The sequence below is a fragment of the Bacillus cereus group sp. RP29 genome, assembly GCF_040459765.1.
Taxonomy (GTDB): domain Bacteria; phylum Bacillota; class Bacilli; order Bacillales; family Bacillaceae_G; genus Bacillus_A; species Bacillus_A paranthracis.
This window is the reverse complement of sequence record NZ_JARVHN010000001.1, coordinates 4,435,591-4,460,926: the sequence shown is the minus strand read 5'-3', so window position 1 is coordinate 4,460,926 and position 25,336 is coordinate 4,435,591. Positions and strand designations below refer to the sequence as shown.

The window sequence follows — 25,336 nt, the reverse complement described above, 5'->3', positions numbered from 1 at the left end:
AGATTAAACTAAGTTTAATACAGTTACTTTTTCACGTGTCATAGACTCAAGGCTCTTACGGATACCTTGTGCGCCCATACCTGAACCTTTTACACCGATGAATGGGAAGTGGTCAGGACCGCGCTCTGTGCGTCCGTTAATTTGAACAGAACCAGTTTCGATTTTGTTAGCAATTGCAAATGCTTTGTTAATGTCTTTAGTGAAGACACTTGCTTGCAGACCGAACTCTGATTTGTTAGCAATTTCAATTGCTTGCTCATCTGAAGAAACACGGATGATTGGAAGGATTGGGCCAAATGGCTCTTCCCAAGCAACTTTCATTTCTTCTGTTACGTGGTCGATTAATGTTGGATAAATTAAGTTACGCTCACGTTTATTACCGATAACGATTGTTGCACCTTTTTCCACAGCGTCGTCAACTAAACCTTGAACGAAGTCAGCAGATTTATCGTCGATTAATGGAACGATTGTGCTGTCTTGTTCTGGAGATCCAACTGATAGTTTAGCTACTTGCTCTTTTAATAAGCCAACAAGCTCGTCTGCTACGTTTTCGTGTACAAGTACACGTTTAATAGCTGTACAACGTTGACCAGAGTAAGAGAATGCACCGCTTACGATATGGTTTGCAGCATCTTGTAAGTCAGCATCTTCACGAACGATACCAGGGTCTTTACCACCAAGTTCTAATACAAGTGGAATCATTGAAGCTTTTTTTGCTAAATGTTTACCTGTGTTTGTACCACCTGTGAACGATACCATATTGATGCCTTCGTGTTCTACTAAGTAGTCACCAATTACAGAACCACGTCCTGTCGCTACGTTTACAAGACCTTTTGGAAGGCCAGCTTTATGAAGTGCTTCCACCATTTTAATACCGCTAATTGCACCTTGAGTTGCTGGTTTGAAAATAACAGCGTTACCCATAATTAATGCTGGTGCAAGTTTTGCAGCAGATAAGTTTACTGGGTAGTTAAATGGTGCGATTGCTAATACAACACCAAGTGGTGCGCGTTGGATAATCGCAAGTTTTGATTTTGTACCGCCCGGGAAGCTATCGCCCATCATGCTTTCACCGTGCATATGTAAAGCTTCTTCAATCGTATAACGAATGAAATCAGCTGTACGAACAACTTCTTTCTTCGCATCTTTATATCCTTTACCGACTTCTTTCATAATGATATCGGCAATTTCATCCTGCATATTTACGAGCTCATCAGCCCATTTATATAAATACTTTGCGCGATCTTGTAGAGAAGCTTCCGCCCATGATTTTTGAGCTTCCTTTGCAGATGCAATTGCTTCATCTACTTCTCCGCGAGTAATTGCTTGTACTTGTCCAATTACTTCGTGTAAGTATGGAGATGGAATTTCGATTGTTTCTCCTGAAGAGCTTTCTCTCCATTCTCCATTTAAATAAAATTTGTACGTATTGCTAGTTGTCATGATTAGTCCTCCTAAAATAGCAACTTGTAAGAGTGAGTATAAGGTGATTGTATGGGGTTTGATAACATTTTTCAAATGAAATATTTGTGAAAACGATTTCTTATGAAGTTTTTATTTTGTATGCCCTTTCTTACAGAACATTCCCTTATTTCGAAATGATGGATCATATGTTTTTATTCAATTTGTAAAAAAAACAATTGACAGAATACTCAATAAAGTTATAAGATTATAAATGGAAAATAAATGAAGGGGGTGTGCGTAATGATTGTAATCGTAAATGTAATGGGTTTAGCTCTGTTAAATGGCAGAAAACATTTATATCATTACGCAACCCGTGCGGATATATAGGGCATTTTTGTCTTATAAAAAGCGTACGTTGCGTATATCGTAACGTACGCTTTTATGCATTTTTGTGCATATCGTCAAGCGGCGGTATGCTTTTTTTTGTTTATTTTCCATGTTACTAAATAAAACTTTGGAAGGTGGAAAAATGTGATGAGATTGTATGGGTTACGAAATGTAAATGTAATGGGTCTGGATAGCGGATAAAGAAATGAGAGATAAACGAGAACGAGAAGGGAGAGATTACATTGTTTTCAGTATTACTAAAGTTAAAGTGGTTTTTTAAGGAGCACTGGAAGAGATATAGTATCGCCATTGGAGCTCTTTTAATTGTGAATATAGTTGAAGTTATTCCCCCGAAAGTGTTAGGGGTTACGATAGATAATATAAAAACAGGAACGTTATCGAACGAAGCCATTATACAGTCTATTCTTATTTTAATTGGGGTTACGATAGTTGGGTATGGCCTCACTTTCGTATGGCAACATCAATTGTTTGGCGGTGCATTCGTGCTTGAGAAAACGATGCGCTCTAAATTTATGGGGCATTTACTTAAGATGACGCCGACTTTTTATCAAAAAAATCGTACTGGTGATTTAATGGCGAGAGCGACAAATGATTTAAAAGCAATCGCTATGACAGCTGGTTTCGGTATATTAACGCTCGTTGATTCGAGTTTATATATGCTTACGATTGTCTTTATGATGGGATTTACAATTAGTTGGGAGCTTACATTTGCGGCACTTATACCGCTTCCAATTATGGCGTATGCGATGAATATATATGGAAAGAAATTGCATGAAAGATTTACAGTTGCGCAAGATGCGTTCGGTGATATGAACGATAAAGTATTAGAATCGATTGCTGGCGTGCGTGTTATTCGTGCGTATGTACAAGAGAATGCAGATCAGGAAAGATTTCATCAATTAGGAGATGACGTCTACGAAAAGAATATGAAAGTAGCTAGAATTGATGCACTATTCCAGCCAACTGTGAAAATGCTTGTCGGTCTTAGTTATTTAATTGGTTTAGTGTATGGCGCATATCTTGTATTTCAATCAAAGGTGACACTTGGTGAACTTGTTTCCTTTAACGTGTATTTAGGGATGATGATTTGGCCGATGTTTGCAATTGGTGAATTAATCAATGTCATGCAAAGAGGAAATGCGTCACTCGACCGTGTAAATGAAACGTTAGCGTATGAACCAGATGTAAAGGATCCGAAACATCCAAAGCTTGTACAAGAGCCGGATTATATTCAGTTTGATGATGTTACCTTTTCATATCCTTCATCAACTGAAACAAATTTAAAAAAGGTTTCGTTTACATTAAAACAAGGGGAAACGCTTGGTGTTGTTGGAAAAACAGGAAGCGGAAAAACGACGCTCGTACGTCAGCTTCTTCGCCAATATCCGCTTGGAGATGGAGATATTGCAGTCTCTGATGTGACGTTAGATCAAATGACGAATGAAAATGTGCTTGGGTGGATTGGTTATGTACCGCAGGAACATATTTTATTCTCAAAAACAGCGAAGGAAAATATTTTATTCGGAAATAGGGAAGCGACGGAAGAGGAACTCGAGAAAGCGATTGAAATTGCAGCGTTTAAAAAAGACTTAGAGTTTTTACCAGAAGGGTTAGAAACGCTCGTCGGAGAGAAAGGTGTTTCCTTATCAGGAGGGCAAAAACAAAGGATTTCGATTGCACGAGCTGTTATTCAAAATCCGGAAATATTAATTTTAGATGATTCTTTATCAGCTGTTGATGCTCGTACGGAAGCAGCGATCATTGAAAATATAAGAACAGAGAGAAGCGGAAAGACGACGATTATTACGACGCACCGTTTATCTGCCGTACAACATGCGGATTGGATTCTCGTGATGGATGAAGGAGAAGTAATAGAAGAAGGTACGCATGATCAGCTTATTCAAAAGGGAGGCTGGTATGCGGAACAGTTTGAAAGACAACAGGGAGAAAGTGAAAGTGCGGATAGTGGGGTGAAAATATGAGCGTTTCAAAACGATTGTTTCAATACGCAATGAAAGTAAAAGGGACGATTTTTGCAGCGATGCTAATGTTATTTATTTTCGTCATCGCAGAGCTTGCTGGTCCTTTCGTCGCGAAAACGATGATTGACGATCATATCGTTGGAATAGAGAAGCCTTGGTATGAAACAGAAAAGAGTGAAGAGGCTGTTTCGTATAATGGCGCCTTTTATAAGCGAAGCGATCGCTTCCAGGAAGGTGAGAAAAAAGGAAAAGAAGTACGCGTGATGCAAGTCGGTTTTCAATATTACTTTGTACCGAATAAAGTAAATCTAGAAGGGTCACGGACTGTAAAAGGTGATATGATTACCGTTCAAAATGGTAAGGCGGTGCAAGTGTATAAAGCGAAAGCATTGACGAAAGAAGAAGTGTTTGCGTTTTATAAACCAGAAATAAACCGTCTATTATTACTTGGTGGTGGATACTTCGCTTTATTAGTAGTCGTTTCATTATTTGCATACGGAAAGCAGTTTTTCTTACAGAAGGCAGCGAACAAAATTATTCAAATTATGAGGGAAGATGTCTTTTCTCATATTCAAACGTTGCCAATTCGTTATTTCGATCATTTACCAGCAGGGAAAATTGTGTCGCGTGTAACGAATGATACAGAGGCCATTCGTGATTTATATGTAACGGTGCTGGCAACATTCGTTTCTAGTATCATCTATATTATTGGGATATTTGCTGCGCTATTTTTACTTGATGTAAAATTGGCGACGTTATGTTTACTCATCATCCCAATTTTAATTGTTTGGGCTATTTTATATAGAAAGTACGCGTCTGTATACAATCATAAAATGCGCTCTCGTTTATCTGATATTAACGGAACAGTGAATGAATCCATTCAAGGGATGCCAATTATTCAAGCGTTCCGTCAAGAGCGTGAAACGAAAAAAGAGTTTGAAGAATTAAATGGCGATTATTTTAAGTATCAAAATAAAATTTTGAATTTAAATGCAGCAACTTCTCATAATTTAGTAGCCGTATTAAGAAATATTGCTTTCACAGGAGTAATTTGGTATTTCGGCGGTGCTTCATTAAGTGCTACAGGCGTCATTTCTTTAGGGATACTGTATGCGTTCGTTGATTATTTAACACGATTGTTCTCACCAATTACAAATATGGTGAACCAGCTTGCTAATTTAGAACAATCGCGCGTTGCATCAGAACGTGTTTTTGAATTATTAGAGGAAAAAGGGGAAGCAGTAGAAGAAGAACGTATACCTCGCTTACAAGGAAATGTGAAGTTTGATAATGTGTCGTTTTCTTATAATGGAAAAGATGAAGTGTTAAAAAATATTTCATTTGAAGCGAAACAAGGCGAGACAGTCGCACTTGTCGGTCATACTGGCTCAGGAAAAAGTTCCATTATGAATGTACTCTTTCAGTTTTACGAGTTTGAAAAAGGAAAGCTTACAATTGACGGTCATGACGTAAAAGAGATGCCGAAACAAGCAACTCGTGAACATATGGGAATTGTACTGCAAGATCCATTTTTATTTAGCGGAACAGTAGCATCTAATGTTAGTTTAGAAAATGAAAATATTTCAAAAGAGCGCATCGTAAAAGCATTGCGTGATGTAGGTGCTGAAAGATTTGCGAACAATATAAATGAAGAAATTACGGAGAAAGGAAGTACACTTTCAACCGGAGAACGTCAGCTTATATCGTTTGCTAGGGCGCTCGCTTTTGACCCAGCCATTTTAATTTTAGATGAAGCGACATCTAGTATCGATACAGAAACAGAGGCGATGATTCAACAAGCGCTAGAAGTTGTGAAAAAAGGAAGAACGACATTTATTATTGCCCACCGTCTTTCAACAATTAAAAGTGCAGATCAAATTATCGTACTTGATAGAGGGACGATTTTAGAAAAAGGATCTCATGATGAATTAATGAAAAAGCGCGGGCGTTATTACGATATGTACAAAACGCAAATGGAAGGGAATCAGAGCGCTTAATAGGTATGGGGAGGAACTTGTGATTTTCACAAGTTCTTTTTTTAGTGAATCACGGCAATTAAATAAGAAGTATTATTTTACCTTTCGTACAATAAATGCTATATTAAAAAATGTTACTTATTTTTTGTATGTAGCATTATTTTTCCTTTTTGTTTGATTATGAAGAAAAAGGATAAACTAAATAAGAACATTTTCATTGAAAAATTGTTCAAGATTGCATACAATCAATATAGTTTTTAAATTCCTATCAGAATACTTGGAGGATTACCATCATGAAGAAATTATTTTCAGTGCTTGCAGTAACTACATTAGCGATCGGGATTGTAGCCGGCTGCGGTAAAGAAGAGAAAAAAGATACAGCTAGTCAAGACGCGTTACAAAAGATTAAACAAAGCGGTGAACTTGTAATTGGTACAGAAGGTACATACCCACCATTTACGTTCCACGATTCAAGCAATAAATTAACTGGATTTGACGTTGAACTATCAGAAGAAGTTGCAAAACGTTTAGGTGTAAAACCTGTATTTAAAGAAACGCAATGGGATAGCTTACTTGCTGGTTTAGATGCAAAACGCTTTGATATGGTTGCAAACGAAGTTGGTATTCGTGAAGATCGTCAAAAGAAATACGACTTCTCTAAACCATACATTTCATCTTCAGCGGCATTAGTTATCGCAAAAGATAAAGATAAACCTGCTACATTTGCTGATGTAAAAGGATTAAAAGGAGCACAATCTTTAACAAGTAACTATGCAGATATTGCTAAGAAAAACGGTGCAGAAATCGAAGGTGTAGAAGGATTTAGCCAAGCGGCAGAATTATTAGCTTCAGGACGCGTTGATTTTACAATTAATGATAAGTTATCAGTATTAAATTATTTAGAAACGAAAAAAGATGCAAAAATTAAAATTGTAGATACAGAAAAAGAAGCGTCACAAAGTGGATTCTTATTCCGTAAAGGTAGCACTAAGCTTGTACAAGAAGTAGATAAAGCGTTAGAAGATATGAAAAAAGACGGTACGTATGACAAAATAACGAAAAAATGGTTCGGTGAAAATGTATCTAAGTAGTGCATTGGTTTCAGATCGATTGTCTACTTGGGTAGATATTATGCAGTCTTCCTTCATGCCGATGCTGAAGGAAGCTGTTTTTACGACAATTCCATTAACGCTTATTACATTTATTATCGGTCTTATACTTGCGACGTTAACGGCGCTTGCACGTATTTCAGGTAGTCGTATTTTACAATGGATTGCTCGTATCTATGTATCTATCATTCGCGGAACGCCACTTCTTGTACAGTTATTTATCATTTTCTATGGTCTGCCAACTCTTAATATTGAAGTTGAGCCATATACAGCAGCAGTTGTTGGATTTTCATTAAATGTCGGTGCGTATGCATCTGAAATTATTCGTGCTTCTATCCTTTCCATTCCGAAAGGGCAGTGGGAAGCAGCTTACACAATTGGGATGACATATCCGCAAGCGTTAAAACGTGTTATTTTACCGCAAGCAACGCGCGTATCAATTCCGCCGCTTTCGAATACATTTATTAGCTTAGTGAAAGATACTTCATTAGCATCGTTAATTTTAGTAACAGAAATGTTCCGAAAAGCGCAGGAAATTGCGGCAATGAACTATGAGTTTTTAATTGTTTATTTTGAAGCAGGTCTTATTTATTGGGTTATTTGTTTCTTATTATCAATCGTACAACAGATGTTAGAAAAGCGTTCAGAACGCTATACATTAAAATAATCCTTTTACAAAAGGAGTTTTTGTTTTTATGATTTCAATTCAGCACTTACAAAAAAGTTTCGGAGATAATACCGTACTAAAGCATATAGATTTAACAGTTGAGAAGGGCGAGGTTGTTGTTATTATCGGGCCGTCTGGATCTGGTAAAACGACATTCCTGCGTTGCCTTAACGTATTAGAAACGCCAAACGCTGGTCATATTCGTATCGGTAATAAAGAGCTTAACTTCTCTCAAAAAGTAACGAAGAAAGATATTGTCAACCTTCGTACGCAAACAGGTATGGTATTCCAGCACCATAATCTATTCCCGCATTTAACAGCACTTCAAAATGTAATGGAAGGGCTCGTTACGGTGAAAAAGATGGGGAAAGAAGAAGCGAAGAAAAAAGCAAACTATTTCCTTGAAAAAGTGGGTCTAGCAGATAAAGTGGATTTATATCCGTTCCAATTATCAGGCGGACAACAACAGCGCGTTGGAATTGCTCGCGCGCTTGCAATGGAACCAGAAGTGTTACTATTTGATGAGCCGACGTCAGCGCTTGATCCTGAACTCGTTCAAGAAGTTCTGAAAGTAATGAAAGAACTTGCTAAAGAAGGTATGACGATGGTCATTGTAACGCACGAAATGCGTTTTGCACATCAAATTGCGAACCGTGTTATTTTCATGGATGGCGGTGTCGTTGTCGAACAAGGTACACCAGAAGAAGTATTTACAAATCCAAAAGAAGAACGTACGAAGAAGTTTTTACAAATGTTGCAATAAATGAAGGAAGGTCTCAAGGCATATGCCTTGAGACCTTTTTGCCATATATATTTATTTGTGGAATCCGCCAAGGCTTTGCTCAGCCATTGCAACTAGACGTTTTGTGATTTCGCCACCAACAGAACCGTTAGCACGAGCTGTAGAATCTGCTCCTAATTGTACACCAAATTCTTGAGCGATTTCGTACTTCATTTGGTCGATTGCAGCTGTTGCTCCTGGTACTACTAATTGATTTGAAGAATTTTGGTTTGCCATAGGAATATATCCTCCTTAGAGTTATAAAAATTTTTTTGGTTGGACTAGCTGGAGTTGAACCAGATTATCGCCCCGTTTGGCGCTAATCCATCGGTAATTAAGTTTGTACTCATAGTATGGATGTTACCTAGAAAGATATACGAAATAATAATTTGTAAATTTTGTAAAAAAATCTTAGTGATTTCGTAAATTATGAAATAAGAGTAATCGTTTTATTTTTTAGAAAGAAGGTAAAACTAAGAGCGATATGAAATATATTTTTCTTTTTGTATCCTGCTATTTTGAGGTAAATGTAAGTAAGAACGGGGCAAGACGCTCCTATACGTAGCTAGATACAATTATATGGAGGAATCGTGATGGGAATTTGCCCGCTTTGCAACGCATTAGAATCACAAACATATTCTTGTCAAAATTGCCAAAGTATACTCCAAGATTATGGGAAGGCTGTAGATTACATAGACGATTATAGTGCGTATATGGACCAAGAATTATTAAGTGCAGTAGATGGATTGACACATAATAATTCAAATGAATATTGCAATCATATTTTTTATTGCGGAGTATGTAACGTGGAAACAGAGTTTGTAGTAAAACTTGTGTAAATAGAAAACTTCCACCTTATGAATGAGGTGGAAGTTTTTGTTTTTGTATTTGTGAGTGAATCATAGGAGACGGAATATGCTCGTTGTTTGAGGAAGTCTCTGATTTTATTTGAGACATTTTTTCTTTTGTATCGCGCAAAGAGTGTTCAGTTAAGTAGATGGCATATTCGTAAAATAATTGGCGCGTTAGTTCACTTTGTTCTTTTAACTTGGCATCTTGGAATACAGTTCGCCCTGGTTTAGAGTTTGCTTCAAAGAGCCACGGGTTTTCCTGCGTGTCTAAACCGATATCAAAACCGATTTCTCCAATATTTCCGGTTACTTGTTCATCGAGCGCGTAACTAATTTGTAAGGCTGTATGTTTTAATTTATTTTCAATTTGAATTTGTTTCGTTGAATCAGGAAAAAGTTCTTGCAGCAATTTCGTATCGCCACCGCTATTTACATGCGTTGTTAAGCTACCTTTGCCAGCAATTTTTGCGACGATTGCACTGACCATCCATTGGCCGAAATGATTTTTATTTGTATGAATGCGGAAATCAACAGGCTGCCCATCGAAGCGTAGCAAGGAGATACCTTGTTGTACGATAAACTTTTTTAAATCATGTCCTTTTAACACATGGTTCAGAAGTGTTTCTAATGATTGGTACTTTCTTAGTTTATTTTCTTCATTTTCGCGATAACGACAGTAGTAGCAATTCTCTGTTTGGGAATAAAATATTTGATGAATGTTTCTACCGAAGCTACCATGAATCGGTTTCATATAAATGGATTTATACGTTCCGAGAAATCGTTCCACTTGTTCGAAGTGCTGAAATGTTTCTGTGTTTGGTAATAACGGCATAATGGATTCATCTTTCATAAGAAGTTGATGCACTTCCCATTTATTAAAAAAACCTGGGTTAAACCATGGAATCGCATAGTCATGCTCTAACTTTCTTTTTGCTCTTACGATCGGTTTATAATTTTCGGCTTTCCGATTTGGTAATCGATCGTAAATGACATTCGGTAAAGGGACTTTTTTCTTTATCCATTTTTCCTCTTGAAAGAAATACCCTTCAATTGTTTCGTCTTCCCAGTCTATATGTTGCACACCAAAAACGAATACAAATGGTCGTAAGGTGAATGGTGGCGTTAGTAACTCGCCAAGAGAAGTTGAACGGTTCCCTAAAGGATTAGAAGCGTCATCGTTAAAACCAGTCGTGAAAATCCCGATTAATGGTCCGAAAATAATCGTTTGGTTTTGTGTGAATGCATGGATAGTAGTGGAATGAGGCAGTAAAAGTTTCTCTGCAATTTGTTTTCCAATAATGATTTCGCGAGTAAAGGAATAATGAATTTTTACCTCTTCACTTGCAACATGGCGTAGGCCGAAGGAAAGGGATGTAATTGGTGGTGTGATGGAAAAAATATAAGGTAAAGTAATACTATTTGGATGTTCATCTGAAATATTTAACGTATATATGTGCTCTTTCAAAATAGACTTACCCCCTTTCTTTATGGTGTAAAGCGACTAAATTGTAATGGTCCGTGATATATTTTTTCGGCTAATGAATCACTATGGCGAATGTAATGTTCGTACGGGGGAATCGTGTTGACATACATAAGCCAAATTGCCCCTTTTTGATCCATAATAGTGGAAAGCTCTAGCTCGAATAATGAAGAATAAGATGCATCTAGCGTTTGAAACACTTCATTTATAATGTCTTGTAAAGCGTCTTGTAACAATTGTACACCGGTACTAGATAGTACGTATTTAATTTTTGAAAATGCATGCAGGGAGGAATCATCGGTTGCCGATAGTAAAAGTTGATTCGGAAATGAACTTTTTTGTATAAACTGACCGATAACGTTCCACTTCTGTTCTTTATTTTTTTGTAAAATGGTTCGAATATGGAGTGGGTATGTTAATTGATTTGGAGGTTGCAGCATTGTATGCGTGATGTAACGTGCTGATCGTATATGAGATTTGTACCAAGATATAAATTCATCAGTTCGTTTAATTGGAGTAGAAGTATGGTAAGCATCATTTATCGTATCAACATGAAACGTTTTATTTTTATAAACGACCCGGTACAAACTTTCATTGGAATGTGCGTTAGTAGGACGTATAATAATATCTTTTGTTTTTAATAACAGTTTGAAAACGTTGTGTATCGTTGCTATTTCAAATTTTGGTATATAAGGAGATAATTTTTTATTCGTGAGAAATACATCATGTAGTTCGCTTAAGTCAATGAGTGTGTTATTTAAAAAGGTAGTGGAAGCACGGTTGTGTAATGAGCGAATAATTGACTTTGCTTTTTCGACGTTTGTTTCCTCGTTAAAAGAAGAACGATCGTATATATAAGAAGGAATAGGGAATATTTGCTCTTTCCATTTTCCTGTATCTGTATCATAAATCAGACCAGAAATAAGATCTGTTTTAGGATCAATACCAAACGGCGTAAACTGGGCAACGACATTATGATAAAGCCGAGCGCGTTTAGCGATTTCGGTGTAATACGTTTGCTCACAATGAGGGTGAGAAGTTAAAATACCGAGAACCAACGAAATCACTCCTTTACTAACAAAATGTTGGCATAATAGGCGAAGCTATATATTGCAAATACGTTTTTATACCATTATACTTTTGTCCGTATGATGATATGCTATAGTTTTGGAGAAGCGAAAGGTTGATTGTAATGAATATATGGTTAAGTATGTTAACGACGACAGGGCTCGGAGCAATTATTGGAGGATTTACAAATCATTTAGCAATAAAAATGTTATTTCGTCCTCATCGCCCTATGTATATTGGGAAGTTTCAAGTGCCATTTACACCAGGATTAATTCCGAAGCGCCGCGATGAGCTTGCTGTTCAATTAGGGAAAATGGTTGTCGAACATTTGTTAACACCAGAAGGAATCGGCAAGAAGTTAACAAATGAAGAGTTTCAAAAAGGTTTAATCCACTGGGCACAAGTAGAAGTAGATAAAGTAATGGCGAATGAACAGTCACTGCGACACATGTTAGAAAAATGGGACGTAGCGCATGTAGAAAAAGAAGCAACTGAGAAAATCGAACAGGTGATTACAGAAAAGATTCAGGCATTTTTAGAAGAGTACTATACATATACATGGGAACAAGCTTTACCTCATTCTGTTCATGAAAAAATAGAGAATGCAATTCCAAATGTCTCGGCGTTTATTTTAAAGCGAGCAATTCATTTTTTTGAAAGTGAAGAAGGGAAATCTCGTCTTTCAAAAATGATTGATGATTTCTTTGCTTCTAGGGGGACATTGCTTAACTTAGTCGGAATGTTTTTAGGGAATGTAAGTGTAGTGGATCGTGTGCAGCCTGAGGTTATTAAGTTTTTAGGGCAAGATGGCACAAAGCAGCTTTTAACTGAAGTACTGCAAAAAGAGTGGGAAAAGTTAAAAGGAAGAGATGTAAAAGAATTAGAAACGTTTGTAGAAAAAGAAATGATTGTAAGCTCCATATTGTCTGCAGTTAAAGTGGAGGAAACAGTGAGCAAGTTTTTAAATCAATCTGTGCAGCAAGTATGTGAGCCAGTTCGAGAAACAATTATGGAAAAGGTAGTCCCAAGTGCAGTAACGAAAGGCTTGAAGTGGGGAGCAGAAAACGTAGCGAGTATACTAAATAATCTCCACTTGGCTGAAATTGTGCAGCAAGAAGTGTCCACATTTTCCACGGAGAGACTAGAAGATTTAGTGCTGTCCATTACAAAAAATGAACTGAAAATGATTACGTATTTAGGTGCCTTATTAGGCGGTATGATTGGAATTGTGCAAGGGTTATTACTGTTGTTTCTGAAATAATAACATATGTACATACAAATAAAAGTGAAATTTCTTCACATCTCTTGCATAGTTTGATATGGTAAGAAGAGGTGCGTATGTAAATGCACGTAAAAGGCAGTGCGTATGATAAGCGCTAGCCTTCTAAAGGAGGAAAAATAAAATGACAAAAAACATTCATGATGTAGCATATGAATTACAAAAAGCAATCGCTGAAAACGATGACTTCAAAACGTTAAAAGAGAGCTACGCAGCAGTTCAAGCTGATGCAGCTTCAAAGAACTTATTCGATGAGTTCCGCACAATGCAACTTAGCCTACAACAAAAAATGATGCAAGGCCAAGAAATCACTGAAGAAGACAACCAACAAGCACAAGAAGTTGTAGTTCGCATTCAACAAGATGCTAAAATTACAAAGTTAATGGAAACTGAGCAACGCTTAAATGTTGTAATCGGCGACGTTAACAAAATTATCATGAAACCACTTGAAGAATTATATAGCGCGCAACAACAAGCGTAATGAGAGAAGACGCTCCTAGTATAGGGGCGTCTTTTTTATTTGTTATTTCTTGAAATACTTCGTTTCAATGTTTTTCTCCCTCAAAAACTTTTCAATCTCTTTTTGCTTTCTTCCATTCACTTTCTCAAAGCGCTTTGTAAAAGAAAAATTGGTTTTGAACAAGTTGCCATCTTCAGCGAGTTTGTCTAGTTCTTGCCCTAATTCTACTGAAAGTGCCGTAGACGCTGAAATGTAATCATGAATTTCCTTTGAAGGCTGTTTATAATCATGAGGGATCGTATTGTTATTAATAAAATTAAGGAAATTCGCATCGTTTTGTTGTGCTAAATCTACTAGTTGTTTTAATTTCTCCCGGTCAGATTCCGTTGCATTCTCGTCAGACATGGCTGACGAAAGTGCAACGATGTTTTCGTATAACTCTCCGCTATAATCTAAATAAGTTTTTATACTTCGTTTCATTTCATCTTCATTAATCGTTTCATTCTTTTTTGAGGAAGTGAATATAGTTTCCGGAATTTTAACCGTAACATCTGTAATAGATTGTACATCGTTTTCTTCCTTAGGTTGTGCACTGTTTGAACAAGCTGATAGAAATAAAACTGTAAGTAGCATGAGTGAATATAAAGTATATTTCTTCATTTTACTCTCCTTTTTTATTCATTAGTGTCTTTGTAAAATAGCTATATTCCATTTCAAATACTTTACTAAAAGTGCGTATATATGTTTGACCATTTGATAACATACGACGGATATGAGTAAACCGACGCAAAAAGCGATGAACACATTATAAACATCGGAATAACTAATTTGATGAAACCCTTTAAAGAATCCTAATCCTATTAATAAAATAGGTGAAATAATTAATACTGGAGTGGCAATGATTAGTGCTAGAAGAAAAGGTAATAAAAAGAGTAGTACGAAAAAGGCGATAAAGATAAAGGCAAAGTTTAAAACACTTAAGCTCATAACAGAAAATAGTGCAGTTATCATATTTTTGAAGCTTCGTTTCTTGTCAGCATTGCTTATTGCATAGGAAACATTAAGTTCTTTAGCAATAGCTTTAGGGTTTCCTAGTTTTTTAGAAATTTCTTCTTCGCATATTCCATCCTGTTTACCACTAATAAAATGAGTTTCGTACTCTGAGATGATATCCTCCTTTTCTGAATTAGGTATATTCCGTAGGGAGGAACTAAGTTGGCTTAAAAATTCACTTTTGTTCATTGTAATCACTTCCCTTTATAAAATAATGAATTATAGCTGAGAATTCGCTCTTTTTTGAGAGGGGGATATACTAACTACGAATGTTATTCCAATTAATGGGTGTTCCAATATTTACAAATATATCATTTAGTAGTGTTCTTTGCAAGGTACTGTAAACATTTTGGTACCGTGATGAGATGGAAGTTTTTTAGATTTTTTCGAGAAAATATGAAAATATTATTTTAAGATAAATAAAGGGTTGTAAGCGCATTCCTTAATGAGTGTCATAAAACTGTCAAATTCATATCGTTGGAAAAATAATGCATTTGTAATATAATGATAAATAATACTTCACCACGTTAATTAACCAGGTGAAGTTTAAAATCTTTATTACACACATTATGAAATAAAGGAATGATTAGTTTTGAGTACAGGTGTAAAAGCAAACGACGTGAAGACAAAAACAAAAGGAGCAGATCTTGTTGTTGATTGTTTAATTAAACAAGGTGTTACACATGTTTTCGGTATTCCAGGAGCGAAGATTGACTCTGTATTTGATGTACTGCAAGAAAGAGGACCAGAGTTAATTGTTTGTCGTCATGAACAAAATGCAGCATTTATGGCAGCTGCGATTGGTAGATTAACAGGAAAACCGGGCGTATGTCTTGTAACTTCAGGACCAGGGACATCAAATTTAGCGACAGGTCTTGTTACTGCGAATGCGGAGAGTGATCCCGTTGTTGCTTTAGCTGGTGCAGTTCCGCGTACAGATCGATTAAAACGTACGCACCAATCTATGGATAATGCTGCACTATTCGAACCAATCACAAAATATAGCGTAGAAGTAGAGCATCCTGATAATGTGCCAGAAGCATTATCAAATGCATTTCGAAGTGCGACTTCCACAAATCCAGGCGCTACTTTAGTAAGTCTTCCGCAAGACGTTATGACTGCGGAAACGACTGTAGAGTCTATCGGTGCGCTTTCTAAGCCACAGCTTGGAATCGCTCCCACACATGATATTACATACGTAGTAGAAAAAATAAAAGCAGCGAAATTGCCGGTTATTTTACTCGGTATGAGAGCAAGCACAAATGAAGTGACAAAAGCTGTTCGTGAATTAATTGCGGATACAGAACTTCCTGTCGTTGAAACATATCAAGCAGCTGGTGCGATTTCACGTGAATTAGAAGATCATTTCTTCGGCCGCGTTGGATTATTCCGTAACCAACCAGGTGATATTTTACTAGAAGAAGCGGACCTTGTTATTTCTATCGGTTATGACCCAATTGAGTATGATCCGAAATTCTGGAATAAACTTGGGGACAGAACAATTATTCATCTTGATGACCATCAAGCAGATATCGATCATGATTACCAACCAGAGCGTGAATTAATTGGTGATATTGCCTTAACAGTAAATAGTATCGCAGAAAAATTACCGAAACTTGTGTTAAGTACGAAATCAGAAGCAGTATTAGAACGATTACGTGCGAAATTATCAGAACAAGCAGAAGTTCCAAATCGTCCTTCAGAAGGTGTTACGCATCCACTTCAAGTGATTCGTACACTTCGTTCTTTAATTAGTGACGATACAACCGTTACATGTGACATCGGTTCCCATTCTATTTGGATGGCGAGATGTTTCCGTTCTTATGAACCACGTAGATTATTATTTAGTAACGGTATGCAAACGTTAGGTGTTGCACTTCCTTGGGCAATCGCAGCTACTTTAGTAGAACCAGGTAAAAAAGTAGTTTCTGTATCAGGTGACGGTGGTTTCTTATTCTCAGCGATGGAGTTAGAAACGGCGGTACGTTTAAATTCTCCAATCGTCCATCTCGTTTGGAGAGACGGCACATATGATATGGTTGCATTCCAACAAATGATGAAATACGGCAGAACATCAGCTACAAAGTTTGGCGATGTTGATCTTGTGAAATATGCGGAAAGTTTCGGGGCGTTAGGTCTTCGTGTTAACACGCCTGATGAATTAGAAGGGGTATTAAAAGAAGCATTAGCAGCAGATGGTCCTGTCATTATTGATATTCCAATTGACTATCGTGACAACATTAAATTAAGCGAAAAATTATTACCAAACCAATTAAACTAATGGAGGCAGATTTGAGATGACTGTTGCGCAATTAATTGATATTGATGCAAAAAAAACGAAAACGAGTAATGAAGTATATCAAACATCTACAATGCTTGCGCTATTAGATGGTATATATGATGGTGTGATTAGCTTTGAGGAACTAAAAGAACGTGGTGATTTCGGTATCGGCACATTTGATCAATTAGATGGTGAAATGATCGCGTTTGATAATGAATTTTATCATTTACGTTCAGACGGTTCAGCAGAAAAAGTAGAGCCAGAAGAAACAACACCGTTTGCGACTGTAACGTTTTTTGAGAAAGAAATGAGTTATACAGTGGAGCATCCGATGAATCGTGAAGAAGTGGAAGCATTATTACATGAATTAATGCCGAGTAAAAACCTATTTTATGGTATTCGAATGGATGGTACGTTCCGTGAAGTAAGAACGAGAACTGTTCCAAGACAAGAAAAACCGTATACACCGCTCGTTGAAGTGACGAAATCACAACCAATCTTCTCATTTGAAAATACAGAAGGTACGCTTGCTGGATTTTGGACGCCAGATTATGCGCAAGGTATTGGTGTAGCTGGATTCCATTTACATTACATTGATGATGAGAGAAGCGGGGGCGGACATGTTTTCGACTATGTTGTTGAAAACTGTACGATCCAAATTTGTCAAAAAGCTCATATGCATTTAGCACTTCCAGAAACAGCTGACTTTATGGCGGCTGAATTATCAAGAGAAAACTTAGAGGATAATATTGCGACTGCGGAAGGTGCAGAGTAAAAGGGAGAGAGGCTGTCCCAAAAGGTGCTTTTTAGCCAAAATCGAATAGAAAGTGAAAGGAAGAAGCGTTGATTTAATAACGTTTCTTCCTTTCACTTTCATGTGATTTTACTTCGAAAGAGACTTATGAGACAACATCTTCTTTTATTTGTCGGTAAGTCGATATTGTTTATCCCGCTTTAATGGGCAGTAAAATCCCCACCTCCAAATTCAGCGAAAGCAAAGAAGTTAGGCGGGGGATCAACTGCCCATAAAAGTCCGATTGGTTCAACTAATAATCAGTGGGGGATGAAGGCACTCCCCACTGATTAAAGTTTCACTTTATTTCTTTGAAACAAACGGATGCCCCTCATAATAAAAACGCCACGGATAATGTACAGCTTCTTCTGCATAGTCGATATTAATACGAGGTCCTGCTGTTATTTTATATTGTGATGATATGTGTTCTTCTTCTGGGACGAGTTCAATATGCAATGTGTCACTTTGTAATGATACGCCTCGTTCTTCTAAAGTGATTCCAAGGGCACGACATAATTTTCCAGGTCCGTTCGTTAAGTTTTTATACTGTGCTTTTGTAATGTCTGTTTTGTTGTAGCGCGCTAGTTTTATTTCTTCTATTCCATCTACCGGCTCAAGGGCTCGAATGAGAACACCTTGCGGGGTGCCTACTGGTGCTGTAATGACGTTAAAACAATGGTACATACCGTAAATTAAATATACGTAAGCATGTCCTGGCGCACCAAACATGACTTCCGTACGATCCGTCCGTCTGCCGCCGTAACTATGTGCGGCCTTATCACCCGGACCTTTGTATGCTTCTACTTCAACAATGATTCCACTTCGCTTTATTCCATCTACAATATGAACAAGTTTCTGTCCGAGTAATTTTTTTGCGACTTCTAACGTATCGCCTTCATAAAAGGAAGGAGGTGCCTGCATTGTACTATCTCCTTTACTGAGTGTATATGTATATAGTAAACCAAATTTTCAGTAGTAATTCTAACTCGTTCTATTTGCTACATTTATTTCATAAATTATGGATAGAGTACAACAGCGAAGAGGGGGAGTGCGACATGATTTATCGCTTACTAGCTCTTAACATAGATGGGACACTACTATACAACAACGGAAAAATTGCAAAAGGATTAAGAGAAACAATTGAATTTGTAAAAAGAAAAGACGTATACGTTACATTATTTACGAGCCGGAATTTTCAGTCCGCTCATAAAGTAGCAAAGGCGTTAAAATTAGATTCTATATTAGTGACACATGGCGGTGCTTTCGTTTCAGCAACTTTAGATAAGCCGTACGTTCAAAGAAGATTATCGGAAGAGAAGACATTTAACATTGTGCAAGTATTGGAGCATTTTGACTGTAACGTCCGCATTTCTCATGAACGGTTTTCAATCGGAAATCGTGAGAGAAATACACCAAACTTAATTGCGCGTACTGTGCTATCGAGTGCGGATCCGTTATTTTATCCAGTTCAATTTGTAGATTCGTTAGGTGATGCGCTTCGTGATCATCCAGTCGCGGCGCCAAAAATTGATGTTCTTTTCCAAACGAAAGGTGAAAAAGAAAGAGGACTGAATACATTAAGAAAAGCGTTTCAAGATATAGAGTATATTGAATGTGATTCCAAACGAATAGAAATTTTGCCACAAAATGTATCAAAATTACGTGGATTACAATTGCTTGGAGAGCATTTAAATATTTCGTTAAACGAAATGGTTGCCATTGGAGATAGCATGGAAGATTTAGAGGTTATTGAAAATGTGGGTCTCGGGGTAGCGATGGGGAACGCGCCTGTAGAGGTAAAACAAGCGGCCGACTGGATTACACGTTCAAATAGTGAGAACGGCGTAGAGTATATGATTAAAGAGCATTTCCGCAAGCAATTCCCGCTTCCGTTTTTGAAGAATCATAAAAATACACCGAAACGATAAAAGAAAAACGTAGCTTTTGGCTACGTTTTTTGTTTTTCATTTTTTTATGTATAGGTTAAGGATATACCGAAAGAAGATAAGGTAAAACCTTCTGTATTGACCTGCAAACGCCCTTCAAGTAAACTAAAGAGAGTTTGCAAATGAAAAGGTGATAATGTTGTTAATTTCAATTAAAACGTTACAAGATGATCGTTTTTTACGTCCGCTACAAAATATTGGCGGCTTATTTTTTGAAGATAGTACGATTGGATTTGAACAAGAGGAAGCAAATCTTATCGTTGATATACACATTGAAGAGAATGTGAAAGCATCAGCTCGTTTAACAGATGTTGCGACTGGAAATGTGTATGAAGAAACATTCGCAAAAGATTTATCTGCTTTTACAGATGAAAAAGAGCGTATGAAGCAAGTGAAGCACGTTGTTTCTTATGTATATCTTTCTGTTCTTCAGCAGTTAACTGGTATTGAACAAAGCTGGGGTATTTTAACTGGAGTTCGTCCAACGAAACTTCTTCATAAAATGCTTCAAAACGGTATGTCAAAAGAAGAAGCACACCAAGAACTTCGTGAAAGTTATTTAATTCATGAAGAGAAAATTGAACTCCTTCAACGTATCGTTGATTGCCAATTAGCGGTAGTTCCGGATTTATATCGTTTGAAAGAGGAAGTAAGTATTTATATCGGTATCCCATTCTGCCCAACAAAATGTGCATATTGTACATTCCCGGCGTATGCAATTAACGGACGTCAAGGCTCTGTTGATTCATTCTTAGGTGGTTTACATTATGAAGTTCGTGAAATTGGTAAGTTTTTAAAAGAAAAAGGTGTAACAGTTACGACGATTTATTACGGCGGCGGTACACCGACAAGTATTACAGCAGAAGAGATGGATATGCTGTATGAAGAAATGTATGAAGCGTTCCCAGATGTGAAAAATGTGCGTGAAGTAACAGTTGAGGCAGGTCGCCCAGATACAATTACGCCAGCGAAGCTAGAAGTGTTAAATAAATGGAACATTGACCGTATTAGTATTAATCCGCAGTCATACCATCAAGAAACATTAAAAGCAATTGGACGTCATCATACTGTAGAAGAAACAATTGAGAAGTATCATTTAGCTCGTGAAATGGGAATGAATAATATTAATATGGATTTAATTATTGGTCTTCCTGGTGAAGGGTTAGATATTTTCAAGCATACGCTAGATGAAACAGAAAAGTTAATGCCAGAATCATTAACAGTTCATACGTTATCATTTAAACGTGCTTCCGAAATGACGCAAAACAAACGTAAATATAAAGTAGCAGGTCGCGAAGAAATTACAGCGATGATGCACGAAGCAGAAGAGTGGACGCAAAAGCATAATTACGTACCATATTACCTATACCGTCAAAAGAATATTTTAGGTAACTTAGAGAACGTTGGTTATGCAATGCCGACGCAAGAAAGTATTTACAACATTGTCATTATGGAAGAAGTACAATCGATTATCGGACTTGGCTGCGGGGCATCAAGTAAATTTGTTCACCCGAAGACAGGTGCAATTACGCACTTTGCTAATCCGAAAGATCCAAAATCATATAACGATGGCTTCGTAAAATATACAGAAGACAAACTGAAAATTTTAGAAGAGCTATTTGCATAAGAAGAAAGGAGCTGTTCCGAGTCGGGACAGCTTCTTTTTTATCTTGTCAGTTTTTGTCGGTAAGTCGATATATTCGAAAAAACGCCGATATAATTCAAGTTGCGCCGATATATTTCGAAAAACGCCGATATAATTCAAGTTGCGCCGATATATTTCGAAAAACGCCGATATAATTTCACTTACCGCCAAAAGTGGAACTGTTTGTAAAACTATGTCGATAATAATCAGAAAAATTAGTCAAATCATTAAAGGACAATGTCTACTTATGGACGAAATGATAGATTTATGAAAGAGAAAAGGGGGAAATTGTTGGCATGTACATGACGATAGGGAGAATATTTGATTTATCTGTTGGTAAGTATCCGAATAAAGAGGCGTTAGTGGAACCAGAAAAAAATATTCGCTGGACGTATAAACAGTGGGATGAGCAAATAAATAAAACGGCGCATGCTTTATTAGAAGAAGGGGTAAGAAAGGGCGATACGGTATCTGTTTACTTATATAATTGCCGTGAATTTGTAAACGTTTACTTAGCCTGTGCAAAAATTGGAGCGATCTTTAACCCAATTAATTTCCGCTTAAAAGCAAAAGAAGTATCTTATATTCTCCAGGACGCATCCTCGAAAGTAGTTGTTTTTGAAAAAGCAGTTGAGCCAACCGTGGCTATCATTGAACGAGATTTTCCGAATTCGTCTTTTTGGTATGTAGAAGACGATACACCTTCTTATGCAAGTTCTTACCATGAAAAAGTGAACGCAGCATCTTCTAAGAAAATAGATATCGAAATTAATGAAATGGATTATTGTTCGATGCTGTATACAAGCGGTACGACAGGTCATCCGAAAGGTGTATTACATCGTCATCGCGAAATGGCTGAGCATAGTATGATTTGTACGTATTTCCTAAAATATAATCGAGATAGTATTGGGCTTGTTGTAGCGCCGTTATATCATTGCGGTGAGTTGAATGCTGGAATTATACCGCGCATTCAAGTTGGTGGAAAGAATGTTATTTTACATCATTTTGACACAGAAACAGTATTACATACAATTCAAGAAGAGAAGATTACGACGTTTTTTGCAGCACCGACGATGTGGAATATGCTGTTGCAAAAGGATTTAACGCAGTATGATTTAACGTCAATGAAGATCGGTATATACGGCGGGGCTGCAATGGCACCAGCATTAGTGAAGGAATGTAAAGAACGTCTTTATATTGATCTTGTACAAATTTATGGAATGACAGAAATGGGACCTGTTGTTGCATTTCTCGTAGAAGAGGATCAAATTACGAAAGCAGGTTCAGCAGGAACACCGTGCTTTAGTCATGAAATTCGAATTGTAAAACCAAACGAAGATGCACCGGCAGAACCAGATGATGTATTGCCTCCTTATGAAGTAGGAGAGATTATTTTGCGCGGTCCAACTATGATGGCTGGTTATCATAACCGAGAAGAGGCAAATGCAAAATCGATGTATAAAGGGTGGTATCACTCTGGTGATTTAGGTTACTTCGATAAAGACGGCTATTTATTCGTCGCAGATCGCGTGGATGATATGGTGATTAGTGGTGGCGTTAATATTTATCCACGTGAAATTGAAGATTTTCTCCATAGTCATCCTGGTATATTAGATGTTGCGGTGCTTGGTGAGCCAGATGAATTATGGGGAGAACGTGTTGTGGCAGTTGTTGTAAAGAAAGATGAAACAATTACAGAGGCTGATTTAGAAACGTATTGTAAAGAAAGTGATGAATTAGCGGATTATAAACGTCCACGTCATTATTTATTTGTGGATGAACTGCCTCGTAATGCGAGTGGGAAATTACAGAAGTTTGTGCTTAGAGAGTCTTTAAAAGGGGCAAAAAAATAGAAAGTGGGGGATGCCCACTTTCTATTTTTATTTACGTGAAAACCCTTCTTCATCAAGGTATTCCGCAGCTTCTGGATAAGAGTTAAATGTACCGTCTAAATTTACACCAGCGTACACGTTCCACATATCGTCCTCTGAGATAAGAGTAAGGATATGACCGTCTTCGTTCTGCCATTCTTCTTCTTTCGCAGGTTCTGCAGGAATTACTACTTCTTCTTGTGAAAGTAATTCAATTGATTGCTTGATTACTGAGCGTAATTCATCTGCTGAAAATTCGCGGATGTTAACCATACCTTTATCATCCGTTTTGTAACCTTTAATGCCACTTGCATATACAAAGCCGTTTCCATTTGGATGTAAGTGGTAAACAACGTTCTTTTTATCTAAACGACTTTCTTCAAAGTGAAAGTTCACGCGTTTTAATGATACGTTTTTTCTTTCTAATTCTGGGAAAGATTCAATAATTGATAATTTTTCTTCAAAAGTTAGCATAGTGCCTCCAAATATATAATAAAAGATTTAATTTATCCATTATAGCATAGTTATAATGGTTTCCAAAGATGCGATAGGTACTTGTAATTGAATGCGTTTCCGTCACGATACTGTAAAAAGTGGACTAACGAATGTATCTATTTAGGTGTACAATGGAAAATGGACTTTATATGAAGGTGGTTATTATATGTTTCAAAAAATAGCAAAGGAATGTTTAGCGGGTTTTACTGTTGCAATTGTTGCGTTGCCACTTGCCATTGCATTTGGTATTGCTGCAACGGGAACGTCTGAGGGAGCACTAGTCGGATTGTATGGTGCAATTTTTGCAGGTTTATTTGCGGCGTTATTTGGTGGTACACCTGGGCAGGTTACAGGGCCAACTGGACCAATTACGGTTATCGCAACGGGGGTTATTGCGACGCACGGATTAGAGGCGAGTTTTATAGCATTTATGATGGCGGGACTATTTCAAATTTTATTCGGTGTATGTAAGCTTGGCTCGTACGTTCGTTACATTCCGTATCCTGTCGTTTCAGGATTTATGAACGGTATCGCATTAATTATTATTTTAGGTGAAATGAAACATGTGCAAAATAGTTTTCTACTCGTCGTATTAACGATTATTGTAATGATTGTTTCCGGAAAGTGGATTAAGGCAATCCCATCTAGTTTAGTCGCATTAGTAGGTGTGACAGCTATGCTTCCTTTATTTTCTTCTGCGTTAGAAGGGCTTACAGTGAGGTTACCGGTTATTGGAAATTTGTCATTAAATATGGTGATTGAAAAGATTGGGACGATTCCAGAAGCGATGCCAACGCTTCATATTCCATCTTTAAGTGGAACAGGCGTAGCAGAACTTGTTTTACCAGCGCTTAGTATTGCTTTATTAGGATCGATTGACTCATTGTTAACATCGGTCGTAATGGATAACGTGACGGGGACACGTCATAAAAGTAATAAAGAACTTGTCGGACAAGGTATCGGTAATATGATGAGCGGATTGTTTGGCGGATTAGCAGGGGCAGGTGCGACTGTACGATCTATCGTTAATATAAGAAGTGGCGGTAAAACGGCGCTTTCAGCAAGTATGCATAGTGTTATATTATTTATTTTCATTATGGGACTTGGATCAGTCGTGCAATACATTCCGCTTGCTGTATTGTCAGGTATTTTAATTTTAACTGGTATTGGCATGTTTGATTGGGAAAGCATGAAGAAAATGCATGTAGCGCCAAAGGGTGATGTCGTTGTTATGCTCGTAACGATGATTGTCACAGTGAAGTTTGATTTAATGATCGCTGTTGGCTTCGGAATTCTTCTTTCCTTCATTATATACATGGTGAAATGTAAAGAACGTAAATCTTCTATTGTAAAAGAAAAAGAAGCGACATATAAAATTAAAGGCCCACTTTCGTTTTTAACAGTGGATCGTGTTTTTTATGCTTTACAAGACGTAAGATCTCCGGTTGTTTTACGTATGAAAGAGGCACACTATATGGATGTGTCAGGAGCTATGGCGTTATTGAATTTCATTGAGCAGTCGGATAAATCAGGATTGAGTGTGACGCTAGAGCAAGTGCCTGCTCATATTGAAAAGACGTTAGTAACGATGGCGAGTAAAGAACAGAAAGATAAATTACTGTTTGTAGAAGCTGATGTTATGTAAGGAAATGCCCTCATATGAGGGGGGGGGTAATATCCTTATATCGCAATATTTCGCGATTATTGACATTTATTAATCTTAGCAGTATAGTAACATTTTAGATTAGCAGTATGCTATTGTAATAAGTGTAAGAATTTTAAGATTT

22 protein-coding genes are annotated in these 25,336 nt (G+C 37.2%); 14 read left to right on the top strand and 8 right to left on the bottom strand.

Going from position 1 to position 25,336, the window contains the following annotated elements; translation table 11 throughout:
* Nucleotides 1-3: 3 nt before the first annotated feature.
* Nucleotides 4-1,443, bottom strand: a complete 1,440-nt coding sequence (gapN, locus tag QCI47_RS23670; protein ID WP_000213631.1) for an NADP-dependent glyceraldehyde-3-phosphate dehydrogenase — start codon at nt 1,441-1,443, stop codon at nt 4-6.
* A gap of 590 nt (nt 1,444-2,033) precedes the next feature.
* Between gapN and QCI47_RS23665 the strand changes: the two genes are divergently transcribed.
* The 5 genes from QCI47_RS23665 to QCI47_RS23645 all read left to right on the top strand — a co-directional run bounded on the left by QCI47_RS23665 (nt 2,034) and on the right by QCI47_RS23645 (nt 8,309).
* Complete coding sequence (locus tag QCI47_RS23665) at nt 2,034-3,794, top strand: ABC transporter ATP-binding protein (protein ID WP_309422397.1); 1,761 nt, start codon at nt 2,034-2,036, stop codon at nt 3,792-3,794.
* Nucleotides 3,791-5,791, top strand: coding sequence for an ABC transporter ATP-binding protein (locus QCI47_RS23660; protein ID WP_061131388.1), 2,001 nt, complete (start codon nt 3,791-3,793; stop codon nt 5,789-5,791). Before QCI47_RS23665 ends, QCI47_RS23660 begins: the two co-directional genes overlap by 4 nt.
* 272 nt (nt 5,792-6,063) lie before the next feature.
* Nucleotides 6,064-6,861 carry an amino acid ABC transporter substrate-binding protein gene (locus tag QCI47_RS23655; RefSeq protein ID WP_061131389.1) on the top strand — a complete coding sequence of 266 codons (798 nt, stop codon included), beginning with the start codon at nt 6,064-6,066 and terminating at the stop codon, nt 6,859-6,861.
* Nucleotides 6,848-7,546 carry an amino acid ABC transporter permease gene (locus QCI47_RS23650; protein ID WP_000281503.1) on the top strand — a complete coding sequence of 233 codons (699 nt, stop codon included), beginning with the start codon at nt 6,848-6,850 and terminating at the stop codon, nt 7,544-7,546. The genes QCI47_RS23655 and QCI47_RS23650 overlap by 14 nt, the downstream gene beginning before the upstream one ends.
* Before the next feature lie 28 nt (nt 7,547-7,574).
* Nucleotides 7,575-8,309 (top strand): amino acid ABC transporter ATP-binding protein, encoded by a 735-nt coding sequence (locus tag QCI47_RS23645; RefSeq protein WP_000623602.1) that lies wholly within the window; start codon nt 7,575-7,577, stop codon nt 8,307-8,309.
* Nucleotides 8,310-8,360: 51 nt separating this feature from the next.
* Here QCI47_RS23645 and sasP read toward each other — a convergent pair whose 3' ends face one another.
* Nucleotides 8,361-8,564 (bottom strand): small acid-soluble spore protein, SasP family, encoded by a 204-nt coding sequence (gene sasP / locus QCI47_RS23640; RefSeq protein WP_000013338.1) that lies wholly within the window; start codon nt 8,562-8,564, stop codon nt 8,361-8,363.
* A 356-nt stretch (nt 8,565-8,920) separates the two neighbouring features.
* On the opposite strand from sasP, the gene QCI47_RS23635 reads away from it, so the two are divergent.
* The gene (locus QCI47_RS23635; protein WP_000510467.1) at nt 8,921-9,166 is read left to right on the top strand and encodes a hypothetical protein; all 246 of its coding nucleotides are present in this window, start codon (nt 8,921-8,923) and stop codon (nt 9,164-9,166) included.
* A gap of 16 nt (nt 9,167-9,182) precedes the next feature.
* On the opposite strand, the gene QCI47_RS23630 is transcribed toward QCI47_RS23635, so the two are convergent.
* Together QCI47_RS23630 and QCI47_RS23625 are read right to left on the bottom strand one after the other, a co-directional pair.
* On the bottom strand, nt 9,183-10,643 hold the full coding sequence (locus QCI47_RS23630; RefSeq protein ID WP_071741508.1) for a YheC/YheD family endospore coat-associated protein: 1,461 nt from the start codon (nt 10,641-10,643) through the stop codon (nt 9,183-9,185).
* Between the two features lie 20 nt (nt 10,644-10,663).
* Nucleotides 10,664-11,716, bottom strand: a complete 1,053-nt coding sequence (locus tag QCI47_RS23625) for a YheC/YheD family protein (protein WP_309422394.1) — start codon at nt 11,714-11,716, stop codon at nt 10,664-10,666.
* 134 nt (nt 11,717-11,850) lie between these two features.
* Between QCI47_RS23625 and QCI47_RS23620 the strand changes: the two genes are divergently transcribed.
* Together QCI47_RS23620 and QCI47_RS23615 are read left to right on the top strand one after the other, a co-directional pair.
* Nucleotides 11,851-12,987, top strand: a complete 1,137-nt coding sequence (locus tag QCI47_RS23620; RefSeq protein WP_116777217.1) for a DUF445 domain-containing protein — start codon at nt 11,851-11,853, stop codon at nt 12,985-12,987.
* A gap of 142 nt (nt 12,988-13,129) precedes the next feature.
* Nucleotides 13,130-13,486 carry a YlbF/YmcA family competence regulator gene (locus QCI47_RS23615; RefSeq protein ID WP_000164606.1) on the top strand — a complete coding sequence of 119 codons (357 nt, stop codon included), beginning with the start codon at nt 13,130-13,132 and terminating at the stop codon, nt 13,484-13,486.
* Nucleotides 13,487-13,528: 42 nt separating this feature from the next.
* Here QCI47_RS23615 and QCI47_RS23610 read toward each other — a convergent pair whose 3' ends face one another.
* A complete protein-coding gene (locus tag QCI47_RS23610) occupies nt 13,529-14,125 on the bottom strand; it encodes an NDxxF motif lipoprotein (RefSeq protein WP_071741506.1) in 597 nt (198 codons plus the stop codon).
* A 21-nt stretch (nt 14,126-14,146) separates the two neighbouring features.
* Nucleotides 14,147-14,707, bottom strand: coding sequence for a DUF1700 domain-containing protein (locus tag QCI47_RS23605; RefSeq protein WP_001042981.1), 561 nt, complete (start codon nt 14,705-14,707; stop codon nt 14,147-14,149).
* 403 nt (nt 14,708-15,110) lie between these two features.
* Here QCI47_RS23605 and alsS point away from each other — a divergent pair, with 403 nt between their 5' ends.
* Nucleotides 15,111-16,799: an acetolactate synthase AlsS gene (gene alsS, locus QCI47_RS23600; protein ID WP_250669653.1), complete on the top strand. Its 1,689-nt coding sequence runs from the start codon at nt 15,111-15,113 to the stop codon at nt 16,797-16,799.
* Nucleotides 16,800-16,815: 16 nt separating this feature from the next.
* A complete protein-coding gene (alsD, locus tag QCI47_RS23595) occupies nt 16,816-17,574 on the top strand; it encodes an alpha-acetolactate decarboxylase (protein ID WP_000215032.1) in 759 nt (252 codons plus the stop codon).
* A 321-nt stretch (nt 17,575-17,895) separates the two neighbouring features.
* Here alsD and QCI47_RS23590 read toward each other — a convergent pair whose 3' ends face one another.
* Nucleotides 17,896-18,513: a DNA-3-methyladenine glycosylase gene (locus QCI47_RS23590; protein ID WP_001148802.1), complete on the bottom strand. Its 618-nt coding sequence runs from the start codon at nt 18,511-18,513 to the stop codon at nt 17,896-17,898.
* A gap of 134 nt (nt 18,514-18,647) precedes the next feature.
* Here QCI47_RS23590 and QCI47_RS23585 point away from each other — a divergent pair, with 134 nt between their 5' ends.
* The 3 genes from QCI47_RS23585 (at nt 18,648) to QCI47_RS23575 (ending at nt 23,036) form a co-directional block, all read left to right on the top strand.
* Nucleotides 18,648-19,520, top strand: coding sequence for a Cof-type HAD-IIB family hydrolase (locus QCI47_RS23585; protein ID WP_000640425.1), 873 nt, complete (start codon nt 18,648-18,650; stop codon nt 19,518-19,520).
* A 154-nt stretch (nt 19,521-19,674) separates the two neighbouring features.
* Complete coding sequence (locus QCI47_RS23580; RefSeq protein ID WP_002002173.1) at nt 19,675-21,165, top strand: coproporphyrinogen III oxidase; 1,491 nt, start codon at nt 19,675-19,677, stop codon at nt 21,163-21,165.
* A 314-nt stretch (nt 21,166-21,479) separates the two neighbouring features.
* Complete coding sequence (locus tag QCI47_RS23575) at nt 21,480-23,036, top strand: fatty acid--CoA ligase (protein ID WP_061131398.1); 1,557 nt, start codon at nt 21,480-21,482, stop codon at nt 23,034-23,036.
* 27 nt (nt 23,037-23,063) lie between these two features.
* Here QCI47_RS23575 and QCI47_RS23570 read toward each other — a convergent pair whose 3' ends face one another.
* Nucleotides 23,064-23,528, bottom strand: coding sequence for a hypothetical protein (locus QCI47_RS23570; protein ID WP_061131399.1), 465 nt, complete (start codon nt 23,526-23,528; stop codon nt 23,064-23,066).
* Between the two features lie 187 nt (nt 23,529-23,715).
* On the opposite strand from QCI47_RS23570, the gene QCI47_RS23565 reads away from it, so the two are divergent.
* Nucleotides 23,716-25,194, top strand: a complete 1,479-nt coding sequence (locus QCI47_RS23565) for a SulP family inorganic anion transporter (RefSeq protein ID WP_309422392.1) — start codon at nt 23,716-23,718, stop codon at nt 25,192-25,194.
* The last annotated feature ends 142 nt before the right edge of the window (nt 25,195-25,336 follow it).